Annotated in this window: 22 protein-coding genes and 5 tRNA genes; 8 read left to right on the top strand and 19 right to left on the bottom strand. The window is 71.3% G+C overall.

Translation table 11 applies throughout. The features are described 5' to 3' along the window. Positions 1 to 19: 19 nt before the first annotated feature. Together AQJ54_RS05875 and AQJ54_RS05870 are read left to right on the top strand one after the other, a co-directional pair. Positions 20 to 1,855, top strand: a complete 1,836-nt coding sequence (locus AQJ54_RS05875) for an HSP90 family protein (RefSeq protein WP_079069749.1) — start codon at positions 20 to 22, stop codon at positions 1,853 to 1,855. Further along, positions 1,855 to 4,893, top strand: coding sequence for a hypothetical protein (locus tag AQJ54_RS05870; protein ID WP_062234502.1), 3,039 nt, complete (start codon positions 1,855 to 1,857; stop codon positions 4,891 to 4,893). The genes AQJ54_RS05875 and AQJ54_RS05870 overlap by 1 nt, the downstream gene beginning before the upstream one ends. Positions 4,894 to 4,924: 31 nt before the next feature. Here AQJ54_RS05870 and AQJ54_RS05865 read toward each other — a convergent pair whose 3' ends face one another. After that, positions 4,925 to 6,703 (bottom strand): DAK2 domain-containing protein, encoded by a 1,779-nt coding sequence (locus AQJ54_RS05865; RefSeq protein WP_062234499.1) that lies wholly within the window; start codon positions 6,701 to 6,703, stop codon positions 4,925 to 4,927. A gap of 256 nt (positions 6,704 to 6,959) precedes the next feature. Here AQJ54_RS05865 and rpmB point away from each other — a divergent pair, with 256 nt between their 5' ends. Continuing rightward, entirely contained in the window at positions 6,960 to 7,145 is a 186-nt protein-coding gene (rpmB, locus tag AQJ54_RS05860; RefSeq protein ID WP_020138726.1) for a 50S ribosomal protein L28, read from the top strand. A 116-nt stretch (positions 7,146 to 7,261) separates the two neighbouring features. On the opposite strand, the gene thiD is transcribed toward rpmB, so the two are convergent. Together thiD and AQJ54_RS05850 are read right to left on the bottom strand one after the other, a co-directional pair. Next, a complete protein-coding gene (gene thiD / locus AQJ54_RS05855; protein WP_062234496.1) occupies positions 7,262 to 8,062 on the bottom strand; it encodes a bifunctional hydroxymethylpyrimidine kinase/phosphomethylpyrimidine kinase in 801 nt (266 codons plus the stop codon). Continuing rightward, complete coding sequence (locus AQJ54_RS05850) at positions 8,059 to 9,027, bottom strand: thiamine-phosphate kinase (protein ID WP_030315884.1); 969 nt, start codon at positions 9,025 to 9,027, stop codon at positions 8,059 to 8,061. Before AQJ54_RS05850 ends, thiD begins: the two co-directional genes overlap by 4 nt. A gap of 206 nt (positions 9,028 to 9,233) precedes the next feature. Between AQJ54_RS05850 and AQJ54_RS05845 the strand changes: the two genes are divergently transcribed. Continuing rightward, on the top strand, positions 9,234 to 9,467 hold the full coding sequence (locus AQJ54_RS05845) for an Lrp/AsnC family transcriptional regulator (RefSeq protein ID WP_020138723.1): 234 nt from the start codon (positions 9,234 to 9,236) through the stop codon (positions 9,465 to 9,467). 20 nt (positions 9,468 to 9,487) lie between these two features. Next, the gene (locus AQJ54_RS05840; protein WP_062026767.1) at positions 9,488 to 9,970 is read left to right on the top strand and encodes a DUF3515 domain-containing protein; all 483 of its coding nucleotides are present in this window, start codon (positions 9,488 to 9,490) and stop codon (positions 9,968 to 9,970) included. Positions 9,971 to 10,799: 829 nt separating this feature from the next. Here AQJ54_RS05840 and AQJ54_RS05835 read toward each other — a convergent pair. The 3 genes from AQJ54_RS05835 to AQJ54_RS05825 all read right to left on the bottom strand — a co-directional run bounded on the left by AQJ54_RS05835 (position 10,800) and on the right by AQJ54_RS05825 (position 13,811). Then, complete coding sequence (locus AQJ54_RS05835) at positions 10,800 to 11,957, bottom strand: D-alanine--D-alanine ligase family protein (RefSeq protein ID WP_062026768.1); 1,158 nt, start codon at positions 11,955 to 11,957, stop codon at positions 10,800 to 10,802. 82 nt (positions 11,958 to 12,039) lie between these two features. After that, positions 12,040 to 13,050 carry an NAD(P)H-dependent glycerol-3-phosphate dehydrogenase gene (locus AQJ54_RS05830; protein WP_062234493.1) on the bottom strand — a complete coding sequence of 337 codons (1,011 nt, stop codon included), beginning with the start codon at positions 13,048 to 13,050 and terminating at the stop codon, positions 12,040 to 12,042. Further along, entirely contained in the window at positions 13,047 to 13,811 is a 765-nt protein-coding gene (locus AQJ54_RS05825; RefSeq protein ID WP_062234490.1) for a lysophospholipid acyltransferase family protein, read from the bottom strand. The genes AQJ54_RS05830 and AQJ54_RS05825 overlap by 4 nt, the downstream gene beginning before the upstream one ends. 154 nt (positions 13,812 to 13,965) lie before the next feature. Between AQJ54_RS05825 and cofC the strand changes: the two genes are divergently transcribed. Together cofC and AQJ54_RS05815 are read left to right on the top strand one after the other, a co-directional pair. Continuing rightward, positions 13,966 to 14,604, top strand: coding sequence for a 2-phospho-L-lactate guanylyltransferase (gene cofC / locus AQJ54_RS05820; RefSeq protein ID WP_062234487.1), 639 nt, complete (start codon positions 13,966 to 13,968; stop codon positions 14,602 to 14,604). A 9-nt stretch (positions 14,605 to 14,613) separates the two neighbouring features. Further along, positions 14,614 to 14,805: a hypothetical protein gene (locus AQJ54_RS05815; protein ID WP_030315894.1), complete on the top strand. Its 192-nt coding sequence runs from the start codon at positions 14,614 to 14,616 to the stop codon at positions 14,803 to 14,805. 103 nt (positions 14,806 to 14,908) lie between these two features. Here the strand turns inward: AQJ54_RS05815 and AQJ54_RS05810 are convergent, their stop codons facing one another. From AQJ54_RS05810 to leuC, 4 genes are all read right to left on the bottom strand, one after another. After that, positions 14,909 to 15,559: an HU family DNA-binding protein gene (locus AQJ54_RS05810; RefSeq protein WP_020138716.1), complete on the bottom strand. Its 651-nt coding sequence runs from the start codon at positions 15,557 to 15,559 to the stop codon at positions 14,909 to 14,911. A 137-nt stretch (positions 15,560 to 15,696) separates the two neighbouring features. Continuing rightward, positions 15,697 to 15,927 carry an SCO5555 family protein gene (locus AQJ54_RS05805; RefSeq protein ID WP_028809826.1) on the bottom strand — a complete coding sequence of 77 codons (231 nt, stop codon included), beginning with the start codon at positions 15,925 to 15,927 and terminating at the stop codon, positions 15,697 to 15,699. A gap of 303 nt (positions 15,928 to 16,230) precedes the next feature. Then, positions 16,231 to 16,824 carry a 3-isopropylmalate dehydratase small subunit gene (leuD, locus tag AQJ54_RS05800; RefSeq protein WP_062234485.1) on the bottom strand — a complete coding sequence of 198 codons (594 nt, stop codon included), beginning with the start codon at positions 16,822 to 16,824 and terminating at the stop codon, positions 16,231 to 16,233. A 5-nt stretch (positions 16,825 to 16,829) separates the two neighbouring features. Further along, on the bottom strand, positions 16,830 to 18,254 hold the full coding sequence (gene leuC, locus AQJ54_RS05795; protein WP_062026772.1) for a 3-isopropylmalate dehydratase large subunit: 1,425 nt from the start codon (positions 18,252 to 18,254) through the stop codon (positions 16,830 to 16,832). Between the two features lie 190 nt (positions 18,255 to 18,444). On the opposite strand from leuC, the gene ndgR reads away from it, so the two are divergent. Next, a complete protein-coding gene (gene ndgR / locus AQJ54_RS05790) occupies positions 18,445 to 19,161 on the top strand; it encodes an IclR family transcriptional regulator NdgR (RefSeq protein ID WP_007384919.1) in 717 nt (238 codons plus the stop codon). 250 nt (positions 19,162 to 19,411) lie between these two features. Here the strand turns inward: ndgR and AQJ54_RS05785 are convergent. The 9 genes from AQJ54_RS05785 to AQJ54_RS05745 form a co-directional block, all read right to left on the bottom strand. Continuing rightward, positions 19,412 to 19,484, bottom strand: a tRNA-Glu gene (locus tag AQJ54_RS05785). A gap of 44 nt (positions 19,485 to 19,528) precedes the next feature. Further along, positions 19,529 to 19,600 (bottom strand) — tRNA-Gln (locus AQJ54_RS05780). Positions 19,601 to 19,620: 20 nt separating this feature from the next. Then, positions 19,621 to 19,693: transfer RNA gene (locus AQJ54_RS05775), tRNA-Glu, on the bottom strand. Positions 19,694 to 19,755: 62 nt separating this feature from the next. Further along, positions 19,756 to 19,828 (bottom strand) — tRNA-Glu (locus AQJ54_RS05770). A gap of 56 nt (positions 19,829 to 19,884) precedes the next feature. Then, positions 19,885 to 19,956: transfer RNA gene (locus AQJ54_RS05765), tRNA-Gln, on the bottom strand. Between the two features lie 91 nt (positions 19,957 to 20,047). Continuing rightward, positions 20,048 to 20,779: an HAD family hydrolase gene (locus AQJ54_RS05760; RefSeq protein ID WP_062234482.1), complete on the bottom strand. Its 732-nt coding sequence runs from the start codon at positions 20,777 to 20,779 to the stop codon at positions 20,048 to 20,050. Between the two features lie 74 nt (positions 20,780 to 20,853). Continuing rightward, positions 20,854 to 21,522: a DUF4241 domain-containing protein gene (locus AQJ54_RS05755; RefSeq protein ID WP_062234478.1), complete on the bottom strand. Its 669-nt coding sequence runs from the start codon at positions 21,520 to 21,522 to the stop codon at positions 20,854 to 20,856. 118 nt (positions 21,523 to 21,640) lie between these two features. Further along, positions 21,641 to 23,125 (bottom strand): glutamate--tRNA ligase, encoded by a 1,485-nt coding sequence (gene gltX, locus AQJ54_RS05750; RefSeq protein ID WP_079069748.1) that lies wholly within the window; start codon positions 23,123 to 23,125, stop codon positions 21,641 to 21,643. Next, positions 23,109 to 23,894, bottom strand: coding sequence for a fumarylacetoacetate hydrolase family protein (locus tag AQJ54_RS05745; protein WP_062026776.1), 786 nt, complete (start codon positions 23,892 to 23,894; stop codon positions 23,109 to 23,111). The genes gltX and AQJ54_RS05745 overlap by 17 nt, the downstream gene beginning before the upstream one ends. Positions 23,895 to 24,044: the final 150 nt, after the last annotated feature.

The following is a 24,044-nucleotide window of genomic DNA, read 5'->3' as shown; positions in this document are numbered from 1 at the left end:
CCCCACCGGCGCTGCGACGATGGATTCCCAGACCTCACAGTCATCACAGACACCCCAGGTACCTCAGCAACCTCATACGTTCCAGGTCGACCTGCGCGGTCTGGTGGACCTCCTCTCCCATCACCTGTACTCCAGCCCCAAGGTCTACCTGCGCGAGCTGCTCCAGAACGCGGTGGACGCCATCACGGCCCGGCGGGCCGAGGAGCCGGACGCCCCGGCCAGAGTGCGGCTGTACGCCGGGGAGGGCACCCTGCGGGTCGAGGACTCCGGGGTCGGGCTCACCGAGGCGGACGTGCACAACCTGCTGGCCACCATCGGGCGCAGCTCCAAGCGGGCCGAGGGGCTCCAGGAGGCGCGCTCGGACTTCCTCGGGCAGTTCGGCATCGGTCTGCTGGCCTGTTTCGTGGTCGCCGAGCGGATCCGGGTGGTCAGCCGCAGCGCCCGTACGCCGGACGCCCCGCCCGTGGAGTGGACGGCGAGCGACGACGGTTCGTACCGGGTGCGGACGTTGCCCGCCGACGCCCGTCCGGAGCCGGGGACGACCGTGTACCTGGTCGCGCGGGCGGGCACCGGTGAGTGGCTCGCACCCGAGCGGGTGCTCCAGCTGGCGCGGGACTTCGGCTCCCTGCTGCCGTACGACGTCCGGGTCGGCGAGGAGGCGGTCACCGATCTGCCCGCGCCCTGGGACCGTCAGTACCCGTCCCCGGCCAACCGCAGGGTGGCCCTGGCCCGGCACTGCCACGACCTGTTCGGCTTCACCCCGCTGGACTCGATCGAGCTGAACGTGCCGCTGGCGGGCGTCCGTGGCGTCGCGTACGTGCTGCCCTCCGCCGTGAGTCCCGCCCAGCGGGCGACCCATCGCGTGCACCTCAAGGGCATGCTGCTGACGGAGCGGGCCGAACAGCTGCTGCCCGACTGGGCGTTCTTCGTGCGCTGCGTCCTGGACACCGACAGCCTGCGGCCCACGGCCTCGCGCGAGTCGCTGTACGAGGACGAGACGCTGGCCGCCGTACGGGAGGCGCTCGGGGAGCGGATCCGGTCCTGGCTGACGGGGATGGCCGCCGGGGACCCGGAACGGCTCGGGGCCTTCCTGTCCGTGCACCACCTGGGCGTGAAGTCGCTCGCGCGGCACGACCGGGAGATGCTGCGCACGATGCTGCCCTGGCTGCCGTTCGAGACGACCGACGGGCGGCTGTCCCTGGAGGAGTTCGCCCAGCGGCATCCGGTGGTGCACTTCACGCGGACCGTCGAGGAGTACCGGCAGGTCGCGCCGATCGCCTCAGCGCAGGGCATCGGGGTCGTCAACGGCGGCTACACGTACGACAGCGACCTGGTCGAGGCGTTGCCCTCGGTGCGGCCGGGGACGGTCGTCACCGAGCTGGACGCGGACACCGTCACGGCCCACATGGACCTGGTCGATCCGGCGGAGGAGCTGGCGCTGTCCGGGTTCCTGGCGGCCGCGCGGGCCAAGCTGGATCCGCTGGGCTGTGACGTGGTCCTGCGCGCCTTCCGGCCGCTGTCCGTGCCCGCGCTGCACCTGGACGACCGGGACGCACGGCACGAGCAGGCGCGGGCGGACGCCGAGGAGCAGGCCGACGACCTGTGGGCGGGCATCCTCGGCTCGCTGCGCGGCAGCGCCCCCCGCGCGCGTCTCGTGCTGAACCACCTGAGCCCTCTGGTACGGCGGATCGGTGCGCTCGGCGATCCGGAACTGATCGGCACCGCCACCGAGTCCCTGTACGGGCAGGCGCTGCTGATGGCCCAGCGCCCGCTCAGGCCCGCGGACTCGGCGTTGCTGAACCGAGCCTTCATCGGCCTCCTGGAGTGGGCCACGAACGGCGAGGAGGGCCGCTGATGAGCGGATTCGACGGGGCGGCGGCGTTCGACGGCGAGGCCGCGTTCGACGCGCTGCGCCGCGCGATGGCGGAGAACTCCGAGGAGCCGGAGGGTCCCGCCCGCAACGCGCGCGCGGAGCAGCTGCTCGCCGAGGCGGAGAAGCTGAACATCCCGCTCGCGGTGATCGAGGCGCTCGGACACCAGCTGAAGGTCTACAACTACAGCTCCGAGAAGGCCAAGATGTTCGTCCCCTTCGCGCGGCTGCTGCGCATGTGGGACGAGCGCCCCGAGGACTTCGACGAGTACGAGACGCACTCGCTGCACTGGGTCTTCAAGTGGATGACGGCCGGGATGCTCGACCAGCCGCACATCCCGCTCGCCGCGATGGAGAAGTGGCTCGGCGAGATGGAGCACCGCTACCGGCTGGCGGGACACTCCGAACGGGCCGTGCGCAGCGCCGAGTACAGCGTGGCCGCGCACATCGGGGACCGGGCGCGGGCCGAGCGCGCGTACGCCGCGTGGCTGGCCGCGGACCGGGACGCCATGGCCGACTGCCACGCCTGCGAGCTGCACGAGCAGGGCTGGTGGCAGGTGCGGCAGGGCCGGGACGCGGAGGCGCTCGACCTGTGGGCGCCGGTCCTGGAGGGCGAGTTCACCTGCGCCCACGAGCCGCACGCGGCCCTCGCCTCCTCACTGGCGCCGCTGCTGCGGCTGGGGCGCCTCGAGGAGGCGCGCGCCAACCATCTGCGGGGCTTCCGGCTCGTGCGGTCCATGGAGAGCATGCGCGGCGCCTACGCGGACCATGTCGAGTTCTGCGCGCTCAGCGGCAACGAGGCGCGCGGCCTGGAGCTGCTCGCGGAGCGTCCCGCGTACTTCACGGACGACGGTCATCCGCGCAGCAGGCTGGACTTCATGGCGGTGGTGGCGCTGCTCATGGACCGTCTCGTCGAGCTCGGTCCGGCCGACCGGCCGGTGCCGGGGCCTTCGGGCCGGTCGTGGACCGCGGCCGAACTCGCCGCCCACGCGCGCGAGGAGGCCCTCGCGCTGGCCGCCCGCTTCGACGAGCGCAACGGCACGTCCCATGTCGGCGAGCGGGCACGCGCGCGCATGGCGCAGCGGCCGCTGGTGGACCGGCTGCCGCTCGGGGTGCGGGCGGTCCGGACGGTCGCCGCTCCCCCGCCGGCTCCCCCGGCCCCCGTCCTCGCGCAGGAGCCCGATCTGCCCGCGCTGATCGCCGAGGCCCGACGGTTGTCGGACACCCTCCAGCCGAACGCCGTGGAGGCGTGGGCGGCGGTCGCACGGGCCGCGCAGGACGTCGAACTGGACCCGCGCGACCGTGCCGAGATAGCCGACCACGAGGCGATGGACCGCGGCCCCGAGGGCACCGGGCTCTTCGAACAGGCCGCCGAGCTGTACGCGCAAGCGGGCGACCCCGGCGAGGCACTGGCCGCACACGCGCGTGCGGCGTACGTCCGGGCCCTGGCCGGAGAGATCGACGAGGCACTCACGGCGGTCGCCGGGCCGTACGACGAGGTCCTCGCGCTCTACGCGGCGGACGGCACCGGCGTACGGCAGACCGCGTCCGTGGTGATGTCGCGGGCGCGGATCCTGATGCGGCAGGTGCAGGAGGCCGGAGAGGGCGGTGAGGGCGAGATCCTCTCCGAGGCCGAGCGGGCCGTGCGGGAGGTGCTTGCCCTCGTGGAGGGGCGCACCGAGGACGACGTACGGCTCGCCGCGCGGGTCGCCGAGGCCCAGGCGATGCTGGCGGAGCTGGCCGCGCGGACCGGGGACGTGGAGTCGGCGGCGGAGCTGTTCACCTGGGCCGCGGTCGGGTTCGTGGAGGCGGGGCTGCCGTGGTTCGCGGTGGAGTACGAGGCCCGTCTGGCCGGACTCCTGCACCACCTGGGCGACCTGGCCGGGACCGAGCGGGCGCTGCGGGCGGCCCTGGAGCACGGCGGGCCGCATCTGGAGCCGGTCGGGCGGGCCCAGCTGCGGCTCCAGCTCGCCGAGGTCGTCGGGGGCCGGGGACTCGCCGAGGAGGCCGCCGAGCACGCCCTGGAGGCGGCGCACTGGGCCGACGAGGCCGGGGAGGGCCGGACGCTCGGGGCCTGGGCCCGGCACCAGCTGGGTGGCTACCTGGTGCGGCTGGGGCGGTGGGCCGAGGCCGCGGAGGTCCTGGAGTCGGCGCTGCCCGACCTGCGCCCCGAGACGCACGGCGACGGGGTGGTCGTCCAGACGCAGTGGTGGCTCGGTGACTGCCTCAGTGAGCTGGGCGAGCACCGGGAGGCGGCCGAACGGCGTCTTCAGGCCGCGGAGATCGCCCGGCACTGGCCGGAGCAGCACGACCACGCGACGCTCGCCCACCTCGCCGCCGAGTCCCTCGGGGCCGCGGGGCTGCCGGCCGAGGCGGACCGGGCGTACGCCCGCGCGGGTGGCCTGTGGCGCGAGATCGGCAATGTGCACGGCCTGATCCGCTCCCTGCGGGCCCGGGCGTGGCTCGCGCTGCGGGCCGAGGACGGGGCGGACGCGGCGCGGGAGTTGATGGCGCAGGCGGTCCAGGAGTGCGAGGCCGCGCTGGGTGACGTGGGGAGCGACGAGGAGGCCCGGGCCCGGCTGGTCGGCGAACTCGGGCACACCCACCGGCAGTTCGGTGACCTGCTGGCCCGTTCGGTGTCCGAGGACGCCGAGGACGACTCGATCCGGGCGGTGCTGGAGGAGGCGCTGACGCAGGTGGCCGAGTCGATCGTGCTGTTCGCCTCGCTCGGCGGGGACGCCCTGGACGCCCGGACCGGCGCCGAGCTCGCGGCCGGCTGGCTGGCGGCCGACCTGAGCCGCCCGGAGGAGGCGGCGGCACGCGCGCGTGCGGTGCTGGCCGCCTACGGCTCCGACGGCTCTCCCTCCGGCGACGACACGACGGGACGGGATCGTCGCGACGCCGACGGTGGGACGGAACCGACCCGTCGCGACGCCGGCGACGCGACGGCACAGGCCCGTCGCGCCGAGGCCGCCCAGATGCTGGCGCTCATGGAGGAGCAGATGGAGGAGCAGCAGGACTGACCCGTGCCGCCTTCCGGTCCCGGCTCCCGGCCTACTCGACCCCGATGAGCAGCACGGCCCCCTGCCGCCCGCCCCGGTACACCACGGTGTCCACCGCGAGGTACGCCTCCCGCACCCGTGTCTCCAGGTGGTCGGCGACGGTCTCGGGGGCCTCGTCGCCGAGGACGAGGGTGACCAGTTCACCGCCGGCCGAGAGCATGCGGTCGAGGACGCTCTCCGCGGTGGCGGTGACGTCCGAGCCGATCACGGCCACGTCCCCGTCGATGAGACCGAGGACGTCACCGGCCTGGCAGATGCCGGCCATGGTCCAGGACTGGCGTTCCGCGACGACGACCTCGGCATGGCGGGTCGCGCCGGCCGCCGAGGTCATCTGGACGACGTCCTCGTCGAACCGCCGCTCCGGCTCGTGCACGGCGAGCGCCGCGATGCCCTGGACCGCGGACCGGGTCGGGATCAGTGCGACCCGGATGCCCTCCGCGCGGGCCTGCTCGGCCGCCGCGGCGGCGGTGTGGCGCAGGTCGGCGTCGTTGGGCAGCAGCACGACCTCGCGCGCGTGGGCGCGCCGTACGGCCTGCACGAGCTCGCCGCTCGCGGGCGGCTCCCCGGGCCGGGCGAGCACGGTGGTCGCGCCGGCCTCGGCGTAGAGCCCGGCCAGGCCCTCGCCGGGCACTACGGCGACGACGGCCCGCTGGGCGCGCTCGCGGGGCGGCCGTTCGGCGCCGGTGGTGTGGACGTCGCCGACGCCGAAGTGGGTGATCCGTATCCGGTACGGCCGGCCGGCCTCCACGCCCGCCTCCACGGCGGCGCCCGCGTCGTCGACGTGCACATGGACGTTCCACAGTCCGTCGCCGCCGACCACCACGAGGGACTCGCCGAGCCCGTCGAGCCGCTCCCGCAGCCGCGCCACGGCGGTGTCGTCGGCCTCCAGGAGGTAGATCACCTCGAAGGCGGGGCCGCCGGTCTCCGGGCCGTCGGCGCACTCGTCCAGGGGGGTCGCGGGGACGTCGGACACCTCCGCGACGATCTCGGGGGACGTGACGGCCGTAGCGCCCGCCCCGCGCGCGTGCTCCGGACCGGCCGCCCCGCGCGCGTGCTCCGGACCGGCCGCCCCGCGCGCGTGCTCCGGATCGGCCGCCACAGGAACGGCCCTCGGCGTCTCGCCGGTGAACGTCTCCACCAGGGCCGCCAGTACCGCCACCAGCCCGCGTCCGCCGGCGTCCACCACTCCGGCCCGCCCCAGGACTGCCAGCCGGGCCGGGGTCTCGGCGAGGGCGGCGCGGGCCCCGTCGTAGGCGGCCCGTGCGACCGTCCCGCAGTCGCCGTCCGTGCGCTCGGCCGCGTCGGCGGCGGCCGAGGCGACCGTGAGGACCGTGCCCTCCACGGGGTGGGCGACGGCCTGGCGGGCGGAGTCGGCGGCCTGCCGCAGGGCGAGTCGCAGTCCCTCGCCGTCCGTGTGAGGCGTCTCACTGTCGGCGGCCAGCACCTGGGCCATGCCGCGCAGCAACTGGGCGAGGATCGTGCCGGAGTTGCCGCGGGCGCCTATGAGGGCGCCGTGCGCCATCGCGCGCGCGGCGTCGGCGAGTGCGGGTTTCCCCAGCTCATGGGCAGTGTGGGCCTCGAAGACGGCCTCCACGGCCGCGGCCGCCGACTCCGCCGTCAGATACAGGTTGGTGCCGGTGTCCCCGTCGGCGACGGGATAGACGTTGATCGCGTCGATCTCCTCGCGCGCCCGACCCAGCGCCCGCAGCGCGAGACCGCACCAGGTGCGCACCGCGAGAGCATCGAAGAATGTCTGCGGCACCTGCGCCACCTGCGCCTCCTCGGGCTGCTGGACTGGACGCAGCGTAGACCCCGGGCGGGCGTCCGCCGGAAGAGGGCCGGGAGCGAGTGCCTGATCAGCCATGGTAGTTTCGTTCTACTGGCGCAGTCGTTGTATGCTGCTCCGGTTGCCCGATCCCGATCGGGCCATTCCCCTGGCAGCGCCACTCAGATCTTTGATCCTGCGATCTCGATCCCGGCCCGCCGGGATCCCACCGTAAGTGCATCTGAAGTCTTTGGAGTGACCCGTGGCTGCCAACTGCGACGTCTGTGGCAAGGGGCCGGGCTTCGGCAACAGCGTGTCCTTCTCGCACCGCCGTACGTCCCGTCGCTGGAACCCGAACATCCAGCACGTCCGTACCGTGATCGGCGGGACGCCTAAGCGCCTGAACGTCTGCACCTCGTGCATCAAGGCCGGCAAGGTCTCGCGCTGACGCACCGCTGAAGCGCGCGGCCACTGCTGGTTCGCTGCAGAGCCGGTCCACCGGAAGGTGGGCCGGCTTTTTGCTGTGTTCATGGACTCCGTGGTCATGGACTCCGTATTCATGTATTACGCGTCGGTGTCCTGACGGAACCGCCATCCGTGATCCACCGGTCCGATCCCGCCGCCCAGCGCGAAGCCGGACGCGATCGCGCCGGTGACATAGTCCTTCGCGTCCGCCACCGCCTCCGGGACGGACCGGCCCTTCGCGAGCTGGGAGGCGATCGCGGAGGCGAGCGTGCACCCCGTGCCGTGCGTATGGCGGTTGTCGTGGCGGGGCGCGCGCAGCCAGTGCTCCTCGGAGCCGTCGGTGAGCAGGTCGACGGCGTCCCCGCTCAGATGGCCGCCCTTGATGAGCACCCAGGCCGGCCCGAACGACAGGACGGCGTCGGCGGCCTCCCTCATGCCGGACTCCGACTCGACGCGGACGCCGGTGAGTTGGGCCACCTCGTCGAGGTTCGGAGTGGCGACCGTGGCCACCGGGAGCAGCTTGCGCCGCATGGACTCCAGGGCGGTCGACGCCAGCAGGGAGTCCCCGTGCTTGGAGACACCGACCGGGTCGACCACGGTCGGGACACCGGTAGAGCCGAGCAACTCGGCGACCGTCTCGACGAGTTCGGCCGAGGCGAGCATCCCGGTCTTGACGGCCTGGACGCCGATGTCGTCCACGACACTGCGGTACTGCGCCCGGACCGCCTCCACCGGCAGCTCCCAAGCACCCTGCACACCAAGGGAGTTCTGCGCGGTGACGGCGGTGACCACGCTCATGCCGTGTACACCCAGCGCGAGCATGGTCTTCAGGTCGGCCTGGATGCCGGCCCCGCCGCCGGAGTCGGAGCCCGCCACCGTGAGCACCAGCGGCGGCCTCACGGCTCGATGTCCTCGCCGAAGTGGTCCCAGCCGCCCTTGCTCGTCCAGGGGGCGCCGTCCACCGTCACCTGGGGCAGCGCCGAGGGGTTGAGGACCTCGCCGATCACCTTCCAGCGGGCCGGCAGCTTCACGTCCGGGTGGAAGGTCGCCACGATCGCGTGGTCCTCTCCCCCGGTCAGCACCCACTGGAGGGGGTCGACCCCGACGGCCTGCCCGATGTCGTTCATCTGCGAGGGGATGTCGATCGCGCCGGAGCGCACGTCGATGCGGACCTTGCTGGCCTCGGCGATGTGTCCGAGGTCGGCGATCAGCCCGTCGCTCACGTCGCACATCGCGGTCGCGCCGAGCGCCGCGGCGGCCGGGCCCGCGTGGTACGGCGGCTCGGGGCGCCGGTGCGCCTCCACGAACGCGCGGGGCGAGCGGAAGCCCCGGGCGAGCACCGCGTACCCGGCCGCGGACCAGCCCAGCCAGCCGGTCACCGCGACGAGGTCGCCGGGCTGGGCGCCGGCCCGGGTGACGGGCTCCTGGCCCCGCAGATCGCCGAGGGCGGTGATGGAGACCATGATCGTGTCCCCTCGTACGACGTCCCCGCCGACCACCGAGGCGCCGGCCACCTGGCACTCGTCGCGCAGGCCGTCCATGAGCTCCGAGGGCCAGGTCACGGGGAGTTCGGCGGGCACGACCAGGCCGAGCAGCAGGGCGGTCGGCACCGCGCCCATGGCGGCGATGTCCGCGAGGTTCTGCGCGGCGGCCTTGCGGCCCACGTCGTAGGCCGTGGACCAGTCGCGGCGGAAGTGCCGGCCCTCCAGGAGGATGTCGGTGCTCGCGACGACCCTGCGGTCGGGTGCGGCGACCACCGCGGCGTCGTCGCCGGGGCCCACCCGGACCGCCGGGGTGGTGGTGAGACGGGAGGTGAGCTCCCTGATGAGCCCGAACTCCCCGAGCTCACCAACAGTGCCCTTCATGGCGCTTACGCCCCTTCTGTGCCGTGTCGTGCCCGGTCGCGCGTCATCAGTGTCCTCGATACGGTCGAGGGGACCGTGAACTTCTGTCGTGTCCGCACCCCGGCGCGGGCGTCCACGCCCCCGCGGGTCTCCCCGTGGTGAGCGACGACGCGATACCGTGGCGTTCCTTTTCCCCACATGATCCTCGTGGCCGCCCTGGAGGTTCCGTGGTACAGGCGTACATCCTGATCCAGACGGAGGTCGGCAAGGCGTCGACCGTCGCCGAGACGATCAGCAAGATTCCTGGAATCATCCAGGCCGAGGACGTGACAGGACCGTATGACGTGATCGTCCGCGCGCAAGCCGACACCGTAGACGACCTGGGCCGGATGGTGGTCGCCAAGGTCCAGCAGGTGGACGGCATCACTCGCACCCTGACCTGCCCGGTGGTCCATCTGTAGCCCCCGTCTACCCTTGGCCGGTGATTGATTTCCGTCGCCGGCTCATCGGCCTGCCCGCGCTCCTCACGCTGATCACCATTGCGGGCTGCTCCTCAGCAGACGACGGCACCCGGGCCGCGGTTCCCAGCCCGGGCACGGAAGTCACCGAGCTGTGCGAGAACCTCGACAAGGCGCTGCCGTCCAAGGTCGACGGTCAGGATCGCCGGGACCCCGAGCCGGCATCCGCGCTGACCGCGGGCTGGGGTGACCCGGCGATCATACTGCGGTGCGGTGTACAGCGGCCCTCGAAGATGGACGATCCGGAGGCCGACGGCGTGGAGGTCAACGGGGTGGGGTGGCTGCTGGAGAAGCAGGACGACGGCTCGTTCCGCTTCACCACGACCCTGCGCAAGGCGTACGTCGAGGTGACGATCCCGAAACAGCGCACCGGGAACGGCATGGCACCGCTCGTGGACCTGGCACCGGCCGTCAAGAAGACGATCCCCGAGGGAATCGCCGACTAGCCACCGAGGCCGGCCCACGGCATCTGCTGCGCCGATCGGCCGCGGGCCCGCGGACAGCGGTGACGGTTACTGGCCGAGGTGGACCGCTCGGACGCCGGTGCCGATCAGTCGAGGGCCTCGGTCAGCTTCGGCTGTGTCAGTTCCGCGGCCTCACGTGGCAAGTGCTCCGCCGAGGTCACAGGGAGGTCCAGGTCGAAGGAGACGTCGTTGAGGGCCCGTAGCACGACGCGCTGCCGTCTGACGCGGGGTCCGGGCCGGCCGAGCGGCTGACTCCGGGTCCGGACCGGCCGAGCGGGTCACGGAGGGCTGACGCGAGAGCGCACTGGCCGAGCGGGGGTCACAGACGGCTGACGTGAAGCCAGACTGTCCGAGCGAGTCACGGACGGCTGACACGGGGCACGGCCCGACCGACCCGAGCCGCAAAGCGGTCAGACGCGAACCCTGCCGACGACGTCGCCGGCTCGAACTCTCGGCCGACGGACAGGAGCCCACCGCCCAGCCGGCACAAGGCCCGCCGACCCAGCCGAACCGAACCCTCGACCAGCCGACGCACGACCCGCCCATCGGCGGCCGCAGACCTGCACCCGCCCGACGCGAGCCTCGACCGGCAGCCGCAGACCTGGCACCACCCGACACGATCCGCCGACCGGCGCCCCAGACCCGCCAACCCGGCTGCCCCGCACCCAAGACCGCGACCACGACCAGCCCACACGAGCCCACCGCCCAGCCGACGCCACGCCCAACCCAGCCGACGCCAGGCCCAACCCGGCCGACGCAGGCCCAGGCGCAGACCCAGCCCCAGGCCCACGACCCGCCGGCCGAGCCCCCGCTACCGCAGCCCCGTAGACCTCCGCAGTGCCGCCTCGATCAGCCTGCTCACCAGTTCCGGGTAGCTGATCCCGCTCTTCTCCCACATCTGCGGGTACATCGAGATCGGCGTGAAGCCGGGCAGGGTGTTGATCTCGTTGATGACGAACTCGCCGTCCTCGGTGAGGAAGAAGTCCGCACGGACCAGCCCCTCGCAGGAGGCCGCGTCGAAGGCGTCGACCGCGAGCCGCTGGACCTCGGCCGTCTCCTCGGGCGTGAGCGGCGCCGGCACGATCCCCGGGGTCGAGTCGATGTACTTCGCCTCGAAGTCGTAGTACGCGTGCTCCTGCGGCGGCGGGATCTCGGCCGGGACCGACGCGCGCGGGCCGTCCTCGAACTCCAGGACACCGCACTCGATCTCGCGCCCCCGCAGCGCCGCCTCGACGAGGATCTTCGGGTCGTGGCTCTGCGCCTCGGCGATCGCCTCGTCCAGGCCGGAGAGGTCGTCGACCTTGGTGATGCCGATCGAGGAACCTGCGCGCGCGGGCTTCACGAACAGCGGCCAGCCGTGCTCGCCCGCGAAGTCGACGATCTTCTTGCGGGCGGCGGACTCGTCCCGCTCCCACTCGCGCGGCCGGATCACCACGTACGGGCCGACCTTGAGCCCGAAGGAGGTGAACACCCGCTTCATGTACTCCTTGTCCTGGCCGACGGCCGAGGCGAGCACGCCCGAGCCGACGTACGGGACCCCGGAGAGCTCCAGAAGGCCCTGGAGGGTGCCGTCCTCGCCGTAGGGGCCGTGCAGGACGGGGAAGACGACGTCGACCTCGCCGAGCGCCTTGGGCACCGATCCGGGCTCGCTGTAGACGACTTCGCGGTTCGCGGGGTCCACGGGGAGCACCACACCGCCCTCGTGCGACTCGGCGAGCTCCGTGACGTTCGGCGTACGGCGATCGGTGATCGCCATGCGTTCCGGTTCGTCGGCGGTGAGCGCCCAGCGGCCGTCCTGGGTGATGCCGATCGGCAGGACGTCGTACTTCGTCCGGTCGATGGCCTTGAGGACGGCGCCGGCGGTGACCACGGAGATCCCGTGTTCGGAGCTGCGCCCGCCGAACACGACGGCCACGCGCGGCTTGCGAGGCGGCTGCTCAGGGCTCTGGGGGAGGTTCTCGGTGCTCATATCGCGTTGAGAGTACCCGTTGGTAGTGCCCCGATACAGCGTCCGCCCCGGTGGTGGACGAGGCGAACGGCGAGGTCGTAGCTCAGTGTCGCTCGGGCTTCGCGCTGCGCGACATCAGCTCCTTGACGGCGACCACCGGGGACTTGCCCTCGTGCACGATGCCGACGACGGTCTCGGTGATGGGCATGTCGACGCCGTGCCTGCGGGCCAGATCCAGCACGGACTCACAGGACTTGACGCCCTCGGCGGTCTGCTTGGTGACCGCGATGGTCTCCTGGAGGGTCATGCCCTTGCCGAGGTTGGTGCCGAAGGTGTGGTTGCGCGACAGCGGCGAGGAGCAGGTCGCCACCAGGTCGCCGAGACCGGCGAGTCCGGAGAAGGTGAGGGGGTCCGCGCCCATCGCCAGGCCCAGACGGGTCGTCTCCGCGAGACCGCGCGTGATGAGCGAGCCCTTGGCGTTGTCGCCGAGCCCCATGCCGTCCGCGATGCCGACGGCGAGGCCGATGACGTTCTTCACGGCACCGCCCAGTTCGCAGCCCACCACGTCGGTGTTGGTGTACGGGCGGAAGTACGGCGTGTGGCAGGAGGCCTGGAGGCGGGTGGCGACCGTCTCGTCGGTGCAGGCGACCACGGCGGCGGCCGGCATCCGGGCGGCGATCTCCCGGGCGAGGTTGGGCCCGGTGACCACGGCGATGCGGTCCTGGCCCACCTTGGCGACGTCCTCGACGACCTCGCTCATCCGCATGGCCGAACCGAGTTCGACGCCCTTCATGAGCGAGACGAGGACGGTGTCGGGGGCGAGCAGCGGGGTCCACTCGGCGAGGTTGGCGCGCAGGGTCTGCGAGGGGATCGCGAGGACGGTCAACTCGGCGTCGCGCGCGGCCTCGGCGGCGTCCGCGGTCGCCCGGAGGTTCTCCGGGAGTTCGACGCCGGGGAGGTAGTCCGGGTTCGTACGCGTGGAGTTGACCGCTTCCGCGAGTTCGGGACGCCGCGCCCAGAGGGTGACCTCGCACCCCGCGTCGGCGAGCACCATGCCGAAGGCGGTACCCCATGAACCGGTGCCGAAGACGGCCGCCTTGACGGGCTTGCTCACTTGCTCTTCTCCCCCTCGTGACCGCTCTGGGCCTGGGTCCGGCGCCGCTGCTCGATCCGCTCGCGGCGTGGGTCGTACGCCGTCCCGGGCGCCTTCTCGCCCCGGATGATCTCCAGCTGGGCGGTGATGGCGGCCATGATGACCTCGGTGGCCTCCTTCAGGAGGTCCTGGGTCATGTCCTTGCCGTAGAAGCGCGAGAGGTCCACGGGCGGGCCGGCGAGGACGTGGTGCGTCTTGCGCGGGAAGAGGTGGAGCTTCTTGGCGTAGGGCGGCAGCACCTCGTTGGCGCCCCACTGGGCGACCGGGACGACCGGGCACTTGGTCTGAAGGGCCACGCGCGCGGCGCCGGTCTTGCCGATCATGGGCCACTGGTCGGGGTCGCGGGTGATGGTGCCCTCGGGGTAGAAGGCGACGCATTCACCGCGCTCCACGGCCTCGATCGCGGCCCGGAAAGCGCTCAGCGCGTCGGTGCTCTCGCGGTAGACGGGGATCTGACCGGTGCCGCGCATGACGGCGCCGACGAATCCCTTCTTGAAAAGACCGCTCTTCGCGAGGAATCGCGGAACGCGCCCGGTGTTGTACTGAAAGTGCGCGTACGCGAAGGGATCGATGTGCGAATTGTGGTTGACCGCGGTGATAAAACCGCCGTCGGCCGGAATGTTCTCCAATCCGCGCCAGTCCCGCTTGATCAGAACCACGAGCGGCGGTTTGGCGATCACCGCTGCCAGGCGGTACCAGAAGCCGATTCTGCGGCGGGGCACGCGGACACCTTCCTCTTGGGCCGGGGGGCCGCACAAGTGTCGCCCCGGGCCGTCTGTCTGTCGAGAACACCGTACGCCCCGCCGCCGACACCGCCAGATGGGCCGCGTGACGACTGAGTGACAATGACCGTGAGAAGAGAAGGACGGAACGCTCGTGCAGTGGACGTTGGTCATCCCGCTGAAACCCCTGGCGCGGGCCAAGAGCAGGCTCTCGGACACGGCCGGGGACGGGGTGCGTCCGGGTCTGGCCCTCGCCTTCGCCCAGGACACGGTGGCGGCGGCGCTGACCTGCCCGGCGGTCCGCGATGTGGCGGTCGTCACGGACGACGCCCTGGCCGGCCGTGAACTGGCGGCCCTGGGCGCCCGCATCGTCCCCGACGAGCCCCGGGGCGGCCTGAACGCGGCTCTGCGGCACGGAGCGTCCGCCGTGCGCTCCGCGCGCCCCGAAAGCGCCCTGGCGGCCCTGAACGCCGATCTGCCGGCGTTGCGCCCCCTGGAATTGGCCCGGGTCCTGGACGCGGCCGCGGAATTCCCGCGCGCTTTTCTCCCGGACGCGGCGGCCCTCGGCACGACCTTGTTGGCCGCGGCGGCGGGCGAGGAATTGCGTCCGGCCTTCGGTCCGGATTCCCGGCGCCGCCACCACGCCTCGGGAGCCGCGGAACTCCGTCTCGACGATGTCGATTCCGTACGGCAGGACGTGGACACCGGTGAGGACCTGCGGGCGGCGCTGGCGCTGGGGGTCGGCCCCCGGACGGCTGCCGCGGCGGCGCGGTTGCTGATACCCGGGCAGTAGGCTGCGGCCATGCAGGCGACCGCGTACACGTACGACCCCGAAAGCCGCAGCGGGCAGGTGCTGCTCGACGACGGCACCCCGGTGCCCTTCGACGCGCCGGCGTTCGACGCGGGCGGCCTCAGACTGCTGCGTCCCGGTCAGCGCGTGCGCGTCGAGACGGACGGCGAGAAGATCACCCTGGTGACCCTCCAGACGTTCTGAAAACCCTTCGAACCTCCTTGAAGGGCCCTCCGAACCCCTTGCACACGCCGCGGGCCGGACTCCGTCACGGAGTCCGGCCCGGCGCGTGAGTGCCCCTGTGCCCTTACCTCTTGCGGGCCGTGGCCTTCTTGGCGGTGGTGGTGCGGGCGGCCGACTTCTTGGCGGGCGCCTTCTTGGCGGTCGCCTTCTTCGCCGGGGCCTTCTTGGCCGTCGTCTTCTTGGCGGCGGTCTTGCTCGCGGCCGTGGTCTTGGCGGCGGTGCCGGTCGCCTTCTTGGCGGGGGCCTTCTTCGCCGTCGTCTTCTTGGCGGTGGCCGTGGTCTTCTTGGCCGTCGTCTTCTTCGCGGTGGTCTTCTTCGCGGCGGCGGTCTTGGCGGTGGTCGCCTTCTTCGCGGCCGCCTTCTTGACCGTGGCCGAAGCCCCGCCGGTCAGGCTGCCCTTGGGCGCCTTCTTGACCGCGACGTCGTTCTTCGGGAGCTTCTTCGTGCCGCTGACCAGGTCCTTGAAGCCCTGGCCGGCGCGGAAGCGGGGAACGGAGGTCTTCTTGACCCGAACCCGCTCGCCCGTCTGGGGGTTGCGGGCGTAACGGGCCGGGCGGTCGACCTTCTCGAACGAACCGAAGCCGGTGACCGAGACACGGTCGCCAGCGACCGTCGCGCGGACGATGGCGTCCAGGACCGCGTCGACCGCGTCGGCGGCCTGCTGGCGGCCGCCCACCTTGTCGGCAATCGCTTCTACGAGCTGCGCCTTGTTCACGTCTTCCCCTTCGGAGACATTGCCCGAACGAAAGTGTTCAAGCGTTTTCGCACGTTAGGCAGATATATACCGCAAATCAAACACGAAACGGGCTTATCACCCTTGTGCCGCAACGAACTCGGCCGCTCTGGACTTGTTCAGCGTTCCTCTTCCGGGATTCGACCCGCGTCGAGGTCAGCGGTGAACCGCTCCAGACGCCTTGTCGCTTCGACGACGTCGTGCTTGGCCGCGGCCGTAATGACCAGCAGCTTCCGGGTCAGCGCCATCCGTACGCCCTCCGGGACTTGCAGTGCGCGCACTCTTGCGTGCGCTTCCTTGAGTTGGTCCGCGACTGCCGCATAGAGCTCGAGTTGGCCGTCGTGTTCCATGCACAGATTGTGCCATCTGGGGCGAGTTGTCGCCTGCTAGGGGTGCAACTGCCGCCTGAAACGGCCTTCCGGGCACATGGGGAAGCCACGGTGACAAGGGACGCGTACCCCGACAACACCCTTCTTAACGTGGGAAGTTGAGCGGGCGTGTCGCACCGCGCGGGGCCGTCCGGGAGCAGACACGGCCGTACCCCCGATCGGGCTGATCGGGGGTACGGCGGGGGTGTTGGAGTGGCCGAAACTCGACCTGTTCAGTTGCTCCGAAGGAGGGGCGGCGCCACCCCGGGAGGGGCGCCTCCGGGGTCAGACCTGAAGCGTCCGCGGCTTGAACGAGGGCCGCTTGGCCTCGTACGCCGCGATGTCGTCCTCGCTCTGGAGGGTGATGGAGATGTCGTCCAGGCCGTTCAGCAGCCGCCAGCGGGAGTTCTCGTCCAGCTCGAAGCTCGCCGTGATGCCCTCGGCGCGCACCTCGCGGGCCTCCAGGTCGACGGTGATCTCGGCCTCGGGGTCCTTCTCGGTCAGCTCCTGGAGCGCGTCCACGATCTTCTGGTCCAGAACCACCGTGAGCAGGCCGTTCTTCAGCGAGTTGCCGCGGAAGATGTCGGCGAAGCGGGAGGAGATCACGGCCTTGAAGCCGTAGTTCTGCAGCGCCCACACCGCGTGCTCACGGGAGGAACCGGTGCCGAAGTCGGGGCCGGCGACCAGGACCGTGGCGCCCTCGCGCTCGGGCTGGTTGAGGATGAATTTCTCGTCCTTGCGCCAGGCCTCGAACAGTCCGTCCTCGAACCCGTCCCTGGTCACCTTCTTGAGCCAGTGAGCAGGGATGATCTGGTCGGTGTCGACGTTCGAGCGACGCAGCGGAACGGCCCGGCCGGTGTGTGTGGTGAATGCTTCCATGACTCTCAGACTCCAGCGGCGGCAGGGGCGTCGGACAGGTCGGCGGGCGAGGCCAGGTGGCCCAGTACGGCCGTGGCGGCCGCGACCTGCGGCGACACCAGGTGCGTACGGCCGCCCTTGCCCTGCCGGCCCTCGAAGTTGCGGTTGGAGGTGGACGCGGAGCGCTCACCCGGGGCCAGCTGGTCCGGGTTCATGCCCAGACACATCGAGCAGCCCGCGTGCCGCCATTCGGCGCCGGCCTCCTTGAAGACGACGTCCAGGCCCTCGGAGACGGCCTGGAGACCGACCCGCGCGGAGCCGGGGACGACCAGCATCCGTACGCCGTCGGCGACTTTGCGGCCCTTGACGAGCTCGGCGGCCGCGCGCAGGTCCTCGATGCGGCCGTTGGTGCACGAACCTACGAAGACGGTGTCCACCTTGATGGAGCGCAGCGGCTGTCCGGCCTCCAACCCCATGTATTCCAGGGCCTTTTCGGCGGCGAGGCGCTCCGAAGCGTCTTCGTACGAAGCAGGATCGGGGACGTGGGCCGAAAGCGGCGCGCCCTGGCCGGGGTTGGTGCCCCAGGTGACGAACGGCGACAGTTCGGCGGCCTCGATGACGACCTCGGCGTCGAACTCGGCGTCCTCGTCCGTCTTCAGGGTCTTCCAGTACGCGACGGCCGCGTCCCAGTCCTCGCCCTTGGGGGCGTGCGGACGGCCCTCGAGGTAGTCGAAGGTGGTCTGGTCGGGGGCGATCATGCCCGCGCGGGCACCGGCCTCGATCGACATGTTGCAGATGGTCATGCGGGCCTCCATCGAGAGCTTCTCGATGGCGGAGCCGCGGTACTCCAGGACGTAGCCCTGGCCGCCGCCCGTGCCGATCCTGGCGATGATCGCCAGGATGAGGTCCTTGGCGGTGACGCCGTCGGGCAGTTCGCCGTTGACCGTGATCGCCATGGTCTTGGGGCGGACCAGCGGCAGCGTCTGGGTGGCCAGCACGTGCTCCACCTGGGAGGTGCCGATGCCGAACGCCAGACCGCCGAAGGCGCCGTGCGTGGAGGTGTGGGAGTCGCCGCAGACCACGGTCATACCGGGCTGGGTCAGGCCCAGCTGCGGGCCGACGACGTGCACGACGCCCTGCTCGACGTCGCCCAGCGGGTGCAGGCGCACACCGAACTCGGCGGCGTTCTTGCGCAGCGTCTCCAGCTGGACCCGGGAGACCGGGTCGGCGATGGGCTTGTCGATGTCGAGGGTCGGGGTGTTGTGGTCCTCGGTCGCGATGGTCAGGTCGAGCCGGCGCACCTGGCGTCCGCTCTTGCGCAGTCCGTCGAAGGCCTGCGGGCTGGTCACCTCGTGCAGCAGGTGCAGATCGATGAAGAGGAGGTCGGGCTCGCCCTCGGCGCGCCGGACGACGTGGTCGTCCCAGACCTTCTCCGCGAGTGTCCTACCCATCGCTTTCCCTCCGGCCGGCGAGATCGTCCACCGGCCCAACTAGAGATCTTGAGGAGACGGCACCCGGCCCCAGTTCACGGGCGCCCGTCACCAGGCCCGTACGGTCACCGGGCCGCTGTGCCTACAAGGGTTGCGCGTCTCACGGAAAAAGGAACTTGCGTTTCACAGAGTGAGACGTGAGTATCGTTTCATGGACAACAGTAGCGGCGTCGGCGTTCTGGACAAGGCAGCCCTTGTCCTCAGCGCCCTGGAGTCCGGTCCGGCCACCCTCGCGGGTCTGGTCGCGGCGACCGGACTGGCACGACCCACGGCCCACCGGCTGGCCGTGGCTCTGGAACACCACCGCATGGTGGCACGCGACATGCAGGGCCGTTTCATCCTGGGCCCCCGGCTGGCCGAGCTGGCCGCCGCGGCGGGCGAGGACCGCCTCCTGGCGACCGCCGGCCCGGTGCTCACGCATCTGCGGGACATCACGGGCGAGAGCGCGCAGCTCTACCGCCGCCAGGGCGACATGCGTATCTGCGTCGCCGCGGCGGAGCGCCTGTCCGGCCTTCGGGACACCGTCCCGGTCGGTTCGACGCTCACCATGAAGGCGGGCTCCTCGGCGCAGATCCTGATGGCCTGGGAGGAGCCGGAGCGCCTGCACCGCGGCCTCCAGGGCGCCCGCTTCACGGCCACGGCCCTGTCGGGCGTACGGCGCAGGGGCTGGGCCCAGTCGATCGGCGAGCGCGAGCCGGGCGTCGCGTCCGTCTCGGCGCCCGTACGCGGTCCGTCCAACCGCGTGGTGGCCGCGGTCTCCGTCTCCGGCCCGATCGAGCGCCTCACGCGCCACCCGGGGCGCATGCACGCGCAGGCGGTCATCGACGCGGCGGCCCGCCTCTCCGAGGCCCTGCGCCGCACGGGTTGAGGGCGCTCCCCCCGCCGGATCCGGGCCGGCCTCAACGCCGCGGCAGGCCTGGGCACCGACGGGGACATGGCTCACCTTGTCCGGCGGCGCGGAGAACCGCGCCCCCGGACGAGTCATCTGCGTCGCCCTGCCAGCCAAGAGCCGAACAGCTCGTGCCGTGCGCCGAGTTGGTGCACCGGGCGGCGAGCCTGGACCACGTGATCCCGGACGCAGCGAAGGCCCTCCGCCGAAGCGAAGGGCCTTCATCTCGTACCCCCGACCGGATTCGAACCGGCGCTACCGCCTTGAGAGGGCGGCGTGCTAGGCCGCTACACAACGGGGGCGTGGAGCCTGTAGGCGATGATCACTACACCGCCACAGGTCCGAGCTGGTCTACCTGGACTCGAACCAAGACTAACTGAACCAGAATCAGTCGTGCTGCCAATTACACCATAGACCAATGTGGTTTAGACCAGTGCGTACCCCCGACCGGATTCGAACCGGCGCTACCGCCTTGAGAGGGCGGCGTGCTAGGCCGCTACACAACGGGGGCCCTAGCGATCCTGCATGAGAGTCAGCGGGTGCGACCCTGACTGACCCTCCGGGAAGGATCTGTACCCCCGACCGGATTCGAACCGGCGCTACTGCCTTGAGAGGGCAGCGTGCTAGGCCGCTACACAACGGGGGCTTCGCGGAGTTGATCTCCGCTTGCAGATACTGTGTTCACTTCAAAGCATCTGCGAGCTGGCCTACCTGGACTCGAACCAAGACTAACTGAACCAGAATCAGTCGTGCTGCCAATTACACCATAGGCCACTGGAACGCAAGCCCCTGCGGGGATCTTGTTCTAGTTCTGCTCCTCCGGTTCCGGCCTTTCGGCCCGCTCCCCGGCGGCGCAGGAAGAACATTACCCGAAGGTGGACGGGGCTCCAAAACGGGTATCCGCGCCGAGGATCGTGGGGAGTTCGGCGAGGGAAGCGATGCGGTGGGTGCCGTCGGGGGCTTCCACGGTCGCGTACAGGCCCTCGCGGGCGATCCAGACCGAGAGCAGCCCGGCGTCCGCGGCACCCCGGCCGTCGATCTCCGGGTGGTCGCCGACGTACGCCACCTGGTGCGGATCCAGCTCCAGGGCGTCGCAGGCCGCGAGGAAGGCGCCGGCCTCGGGCTTGGAGACGCCCAGCTCGGCGGCGCACAGGATGACCTCGAAGCGGTCGTGGACCCCGAGCACGCGGAGCTTGTGGTCCTGGACGTGGATGCTGGAGTTGGACAGCACCGCGTGCCGGTGGCTGGCGGCGAGGGCGTCCAGCGCGGGCAGGACGTCCGGGAAGAGGGACCAGGCGGTCTCGTAGTGAGCGATGTAACGCTGGAACCAGGCGTCGGCCTCGGCGTCGGTCAGCTCCTCGCCCAGGAACACCCGGACCCGGTCCCGCCGCTGGCCCTGGAAGTCGACCTCCCCCGCCGAGAAGCGCGCCCACTGCGCGTCGGTGACCTCCCGCCACCGGTCGATGGCCTGCTCGACGCTCTCGTGGGCCGCCAGCAGACCCTCGGCCGCCAGGTGCAGCCCCATTCCGATCCGGTCGGCCCCCCTGTAGTCGAAGAGGGTGTCGTCGACGTCCCAGACCACGGCCCGAATGCTCATGACCCGACGGTAACCCGGGGCACGGAGGCGCGTCCGGGGATTGCCGCCCCTCAGGATCCGGGGATCGCCGCCCCTCAGAAAGGGTCGGGCGCGACGAAGAAGTCGGTGAGGAAGCAGGTGACCTCGCCGGAGGCCGAACGCCCGATCCAGGTGGGGTAGAAGCCGTCGCCCCAGCCGGAGGTGAACGCGACGAGGGTGTGACCGGTGGAGGGGGACGTCACCAGGTGCGGGCCCGGGGACCAGTCACTGTTCTCGAAGGCGTCCCACAGCGGTCCCTCGTCCTCATCCTCCTGCACCTCCGGGAAGGCCTCCTCGGCCGCGGCGTCGTAGAAGCAGCCGGTCCCGGCGTCCACGCCGTAGCCGTAGAACTCGTCGTCCCCCAGCTCGGCGGGGTCCTGGTCGGGGCGCAGGGCCAACTCCCAGGTGGTGGTGGGCTCGGTGCGTATCACCAGACGAGCGGCGGCCACCCGCAGATGAGGCCGGTCGGCCGGGGGTTCGTCGGGTCGGCTGAGGGTCGCGACGGCCGCCTCCACGCGGTAGCGGCCGGGAGGCACGGAGACCGTGAACGGCGCGATGTCCCCCGAGCCGAGATAGACGAACGGATCACTGGCGACGACCTGTCCGGTGGGCAGATCGAGCTCCCCGCCGCCGGCCACGTGGATCACACCGGTGAGCCCCGACTCGTAGGCGAAGGTGCTGCCCGGCGTGAACAGCCAGGTGTAGTCGCGGGGGGACATCGGCATGACGGGGCCTTCCGGATCTTGTGTGCGGGCGAGCCGGAACACTAGTGGCCACCACTGACACCGACGCGTGAGGGGCGGCGACCGGGTTTCCGGTCGCCGCCCCTCACGGGTGCCCTCGTCAGGCGGCCAACTTCTCCAGGGCCGCGTCGATCCGGGCCAGTGTCGTGTCCTTGCCCAGGACTTCGAGGGACTCGAAGAGGGGGAGGCCGACCGTGCGGCCGGTGACGGCCACGCGGACCGGGGCCTGGGCCTTGCCGAGCTTGAGGCCGTGGGTCTCGCCGGCGGCCAGGACGGCCTCCTTGAGGGACTCCGGCGAGGTCCAGTCGGCCGACTCCAGCTTCTCGCGGGCCGTGCGCAGCAGGGCGTCCGAGCCCTCCTTCATCGCCTTGGTCCAGGACGGCTCGTCGAAGACCGGCTCCGGGAGGAAGAGGAAGTCGACGTTGTCGGTGATCTCCGAGAGGACCTTGAGGCGGGTCTGCGCGTGCGGGGCGATCGCCTGCCACTTCGTCTCGTCGAAGTCCTCCGGCGCCCAGGGCGCGAAGGGGGCCTTCAGCCAGGGCGCGCAGCGCTCGGTGAAGTCCTTCACGTCGAGCATCCGGATGTGGTCGGCGTTGATCGCCTCGCACTTCTTCAGGTCGAAGCGCGCCGGGTTGGGGTTGACGTCCGCGATGTCGAAGGCCGCGACCAGCTCGTCGGTGGAGAAGATGTCCTTGTCCGCCGAGAGCGACCAGCCCAGCAGGGACAGGTAGTTGAGCAGGCCCTCGGGCAGGAAGCCGCGCTCGCGGTAGAGGTTGAGGGACGCCTGCGGGTCACGCTTGGAGAGCTTCTTGTTGCCCTCGCCCATGACGTACGGCAGGTGGCCGAACTGCGGGATGCCCTTGGCGACGCCCAGCTCGATCAGCGCCTTGTAGAGGGCGATCTGGCGGGGGGTGGAGGAGAGCAGGTCCTCGCCGCGCAGGACGTGGGTGATCTCCATGAGAGCGTCGTCGACCGGGTTGACGAGGGTGTAGAGCGGGGCGCCGTTGGCGCGCACGATGCCGTAGTCCGGGACGTTCTCCGGGGTGAAGGTCAGCTCGCCGCGGACCAGGTCCGTGAAGGTGATCGTCTCGTCGGGCATGCGGAAGCGGACGATCGGCGTGCGGCCCTGGGCGACGTACTCGGAGACCTGCTCGGCGCTCAGGTCGCGGCAGTGGCCGTCGTAGCCGGACGGCTTGCCGGCGGCGCGGGCGGCCTCGCGGCGGGTGTCCAGCTCCTCCTGGGAGCAGTAGCAGTGGTAGGCGTGGCCGGCGTCCAGGAGCTTGGCGGCGACGTCCTTGTAGAGGTCCATCCGCTGCGACTGGCGGTACGGCGCGTGCGGGCCGCCGACCTCGGGGCCCTCGTCCCAGTCGAAGCCCAGCCAGCGCATGGAGTCGAGCAGCTGGTTGTAGGACTCCTCGGAGTCGCGGGCCGCGTCGGTGTCCTCGATGCGGAAGACGAGCGTGCCCTGGTGGTGCCGGGCGAAGGCCCAGTTGAACAGGGCGGTGCGGACCAGGCCCACATGGGGGTTACCGGTGGGCGAGGGGCAGAAACGTACGCGGACGGGTGCGCTAGCCACGCTTGACAACCTTGTTGGTGAGAGTGCCGATGCCTTCGATGGTGACGGCGACCTCGTCGCCGACGGTGAGCGGCCCGACGCCTGCCGGGGTGCCCGTGAGGATCACGTCGCCGGGGAGCAGCGTCATGGCCTCGGAGATGTTGACGATCAGATCCTCGATCGGGTGGATCATCTCGCTGGTGCGGCCGAGTTGGCGCTGCTCGCCGTTGACGGTGAGCTGGATCGTCAGGTCGGCAGCGGTGCCCAGGTCCAGGCCGGTCTCCACCCAGGGGCCGAGCGGGCAGGAGGTGTCGAAGCCCTTGGCCCGCGCCCACTGCTTCTCGCGCTTCTGGACGTCGCGCGCGGTGATGTCGTTGGCGCAGGTGTAGCCGAAGATCACGTCCTTGACGCGCTCGCGCGGGACCTCGCGGCACATGCGGCCGATGACGACGGCCAGTTCGGCCTCGTGGTGGACGTCCGCGGAGAAGGAGGGGTACTGGATCTCGTCGCCGGGTCCGATCACCGAGGTGGACGGCTTGAAGAAGGCGAACGGGACGTCCGGGACCTCGTTGCCCAGTTCCTTCGCGTGGTCGGCGTAGTTACGGCCGTACGCCACGACCTTGTTGGGGAGCACCGGGGGCAGCAGCCGCACCTTGCTCAGCGGGACCTTCGTACCGGAGAGCTGGAAGTCCGCGAACGGGATGCCCTTGATGATGTCGAGGACGAGTTCGTCCGGCTTGTCGCCCTCGACCGCGCCGAAAGCGACATTCCCGTCGATGGAGAATCTGGCGATGCGCACGGGATCTGGGCGCCCCTCACTGAGAACTGTGCGTACGTGGGCCGGCCGGCGGGTGCGACGGCCGACTCTGGACGGCTCCAGGCTAACCGGTCCGGGGCCTGCGTCGTCGGGCGGCGGGGCGGGTGGACGGGCCGCGACCACCCGTCACTC

The organism is Streptomyces griseorubiginosus (assembly GCF_001514195.1).
GTDB classification, from domain to species: Bacteria; Actinomycetota; Actinomycetes; order Streptomycetales; family Streptomycetaceae; genus Streptomyces; species Streptomyces griseorubiginosus.
The sequence above is the reverse complement of the archived record's forward strand: the minus strand, read 5'-3'. Positions and strand labels throughout refer to the sequence as shown.

What these genes read in the sequence shown, in the direction of transcription:
- AQJ54_RS05875 (WP_079069749.1), top strand. Translation starts at nt 20, where the DNA reads ATGGATTCCCAGACCTCACAGTCATCACAGACACCCCAGGTACCTCAG.
- AQJ54_RS05870 (WP_062234502.1), top strand. Translation starts at nt 1,855, where the DNA reads ATGAGCGGATTCGACGGGGCGGCGGCGTTCGACGGCGAGGCCGCGTTC.
- AQJ54_RS05850 (WP_030315884.1), bottom strand. Translation starts at nt 9,027, where the DNA reads ATGAAGGGCACTGTTGGTGAGCTCGGGGAGTTCGGGCTCATCAGGGAG.
- AQJ54_RS05835 (WP_062026768.1), bottom strand. Translation starts at nt 11,957, where the DNA reads ATGAGCACCGAGAACCTCCCCCAGAGCCCTGAGCAGCCGCCTCGCAAG.
- AQJ54_RS05815 (WP_030315894.1), top strand. Translation starts at nt 14,614, where the DNA reads ATGCAGGCGACCGCGTACACGTACGACCCCGAAAGCCGCAGCGGGCAG.
- AQJ54_RS05805 (WP_028809826.1), bottom strand. Translation starts at nt 15,927, where the DNA reads ATGGAACACGACGGCCAACTCGAGCTCTATGCGGCAGTCGCGGACCAA.
- leuD (WP_062234485.1), bottom strand. Translation starts at nt 16,824, where the DNA reads ATGGAAGCATTCACCACACACACCGGCCGGGCCGTTCCGCTGCGTCGC.
- leuC (WP_062026772.1), bottom strand. Translation starts at nt 18,254, where the DNA reads ATGGGTAGGACACTCGCGGAGAAGGTCTGGGACGACCACGTCGTCCGG.
- ndgR (WP_007384919.1), top strand. Translation starts at nt 18,445, where the DNA reads ATGGACAACAGTAGCGGCGTCGGCGTTCTGGACAAGGCAGCCCTTGTC.
- AQJ54_RS05760 (WP_062234482.1), bottom strand. Translation starts at nt 20,779, where the DNA reads ATGAGCATTCGGGCCGTGGTCTGGGACGTCGACGACACCCTCTTCGAC.
- AQJ54_RS05755 (WP_062234478.1), bottom strand. Translation starts at nt 21,522, where the DNA reads ATGCCGATGTCCCCCCGCGACTACACCTGGCTGTTCACGCCGGGCAGC.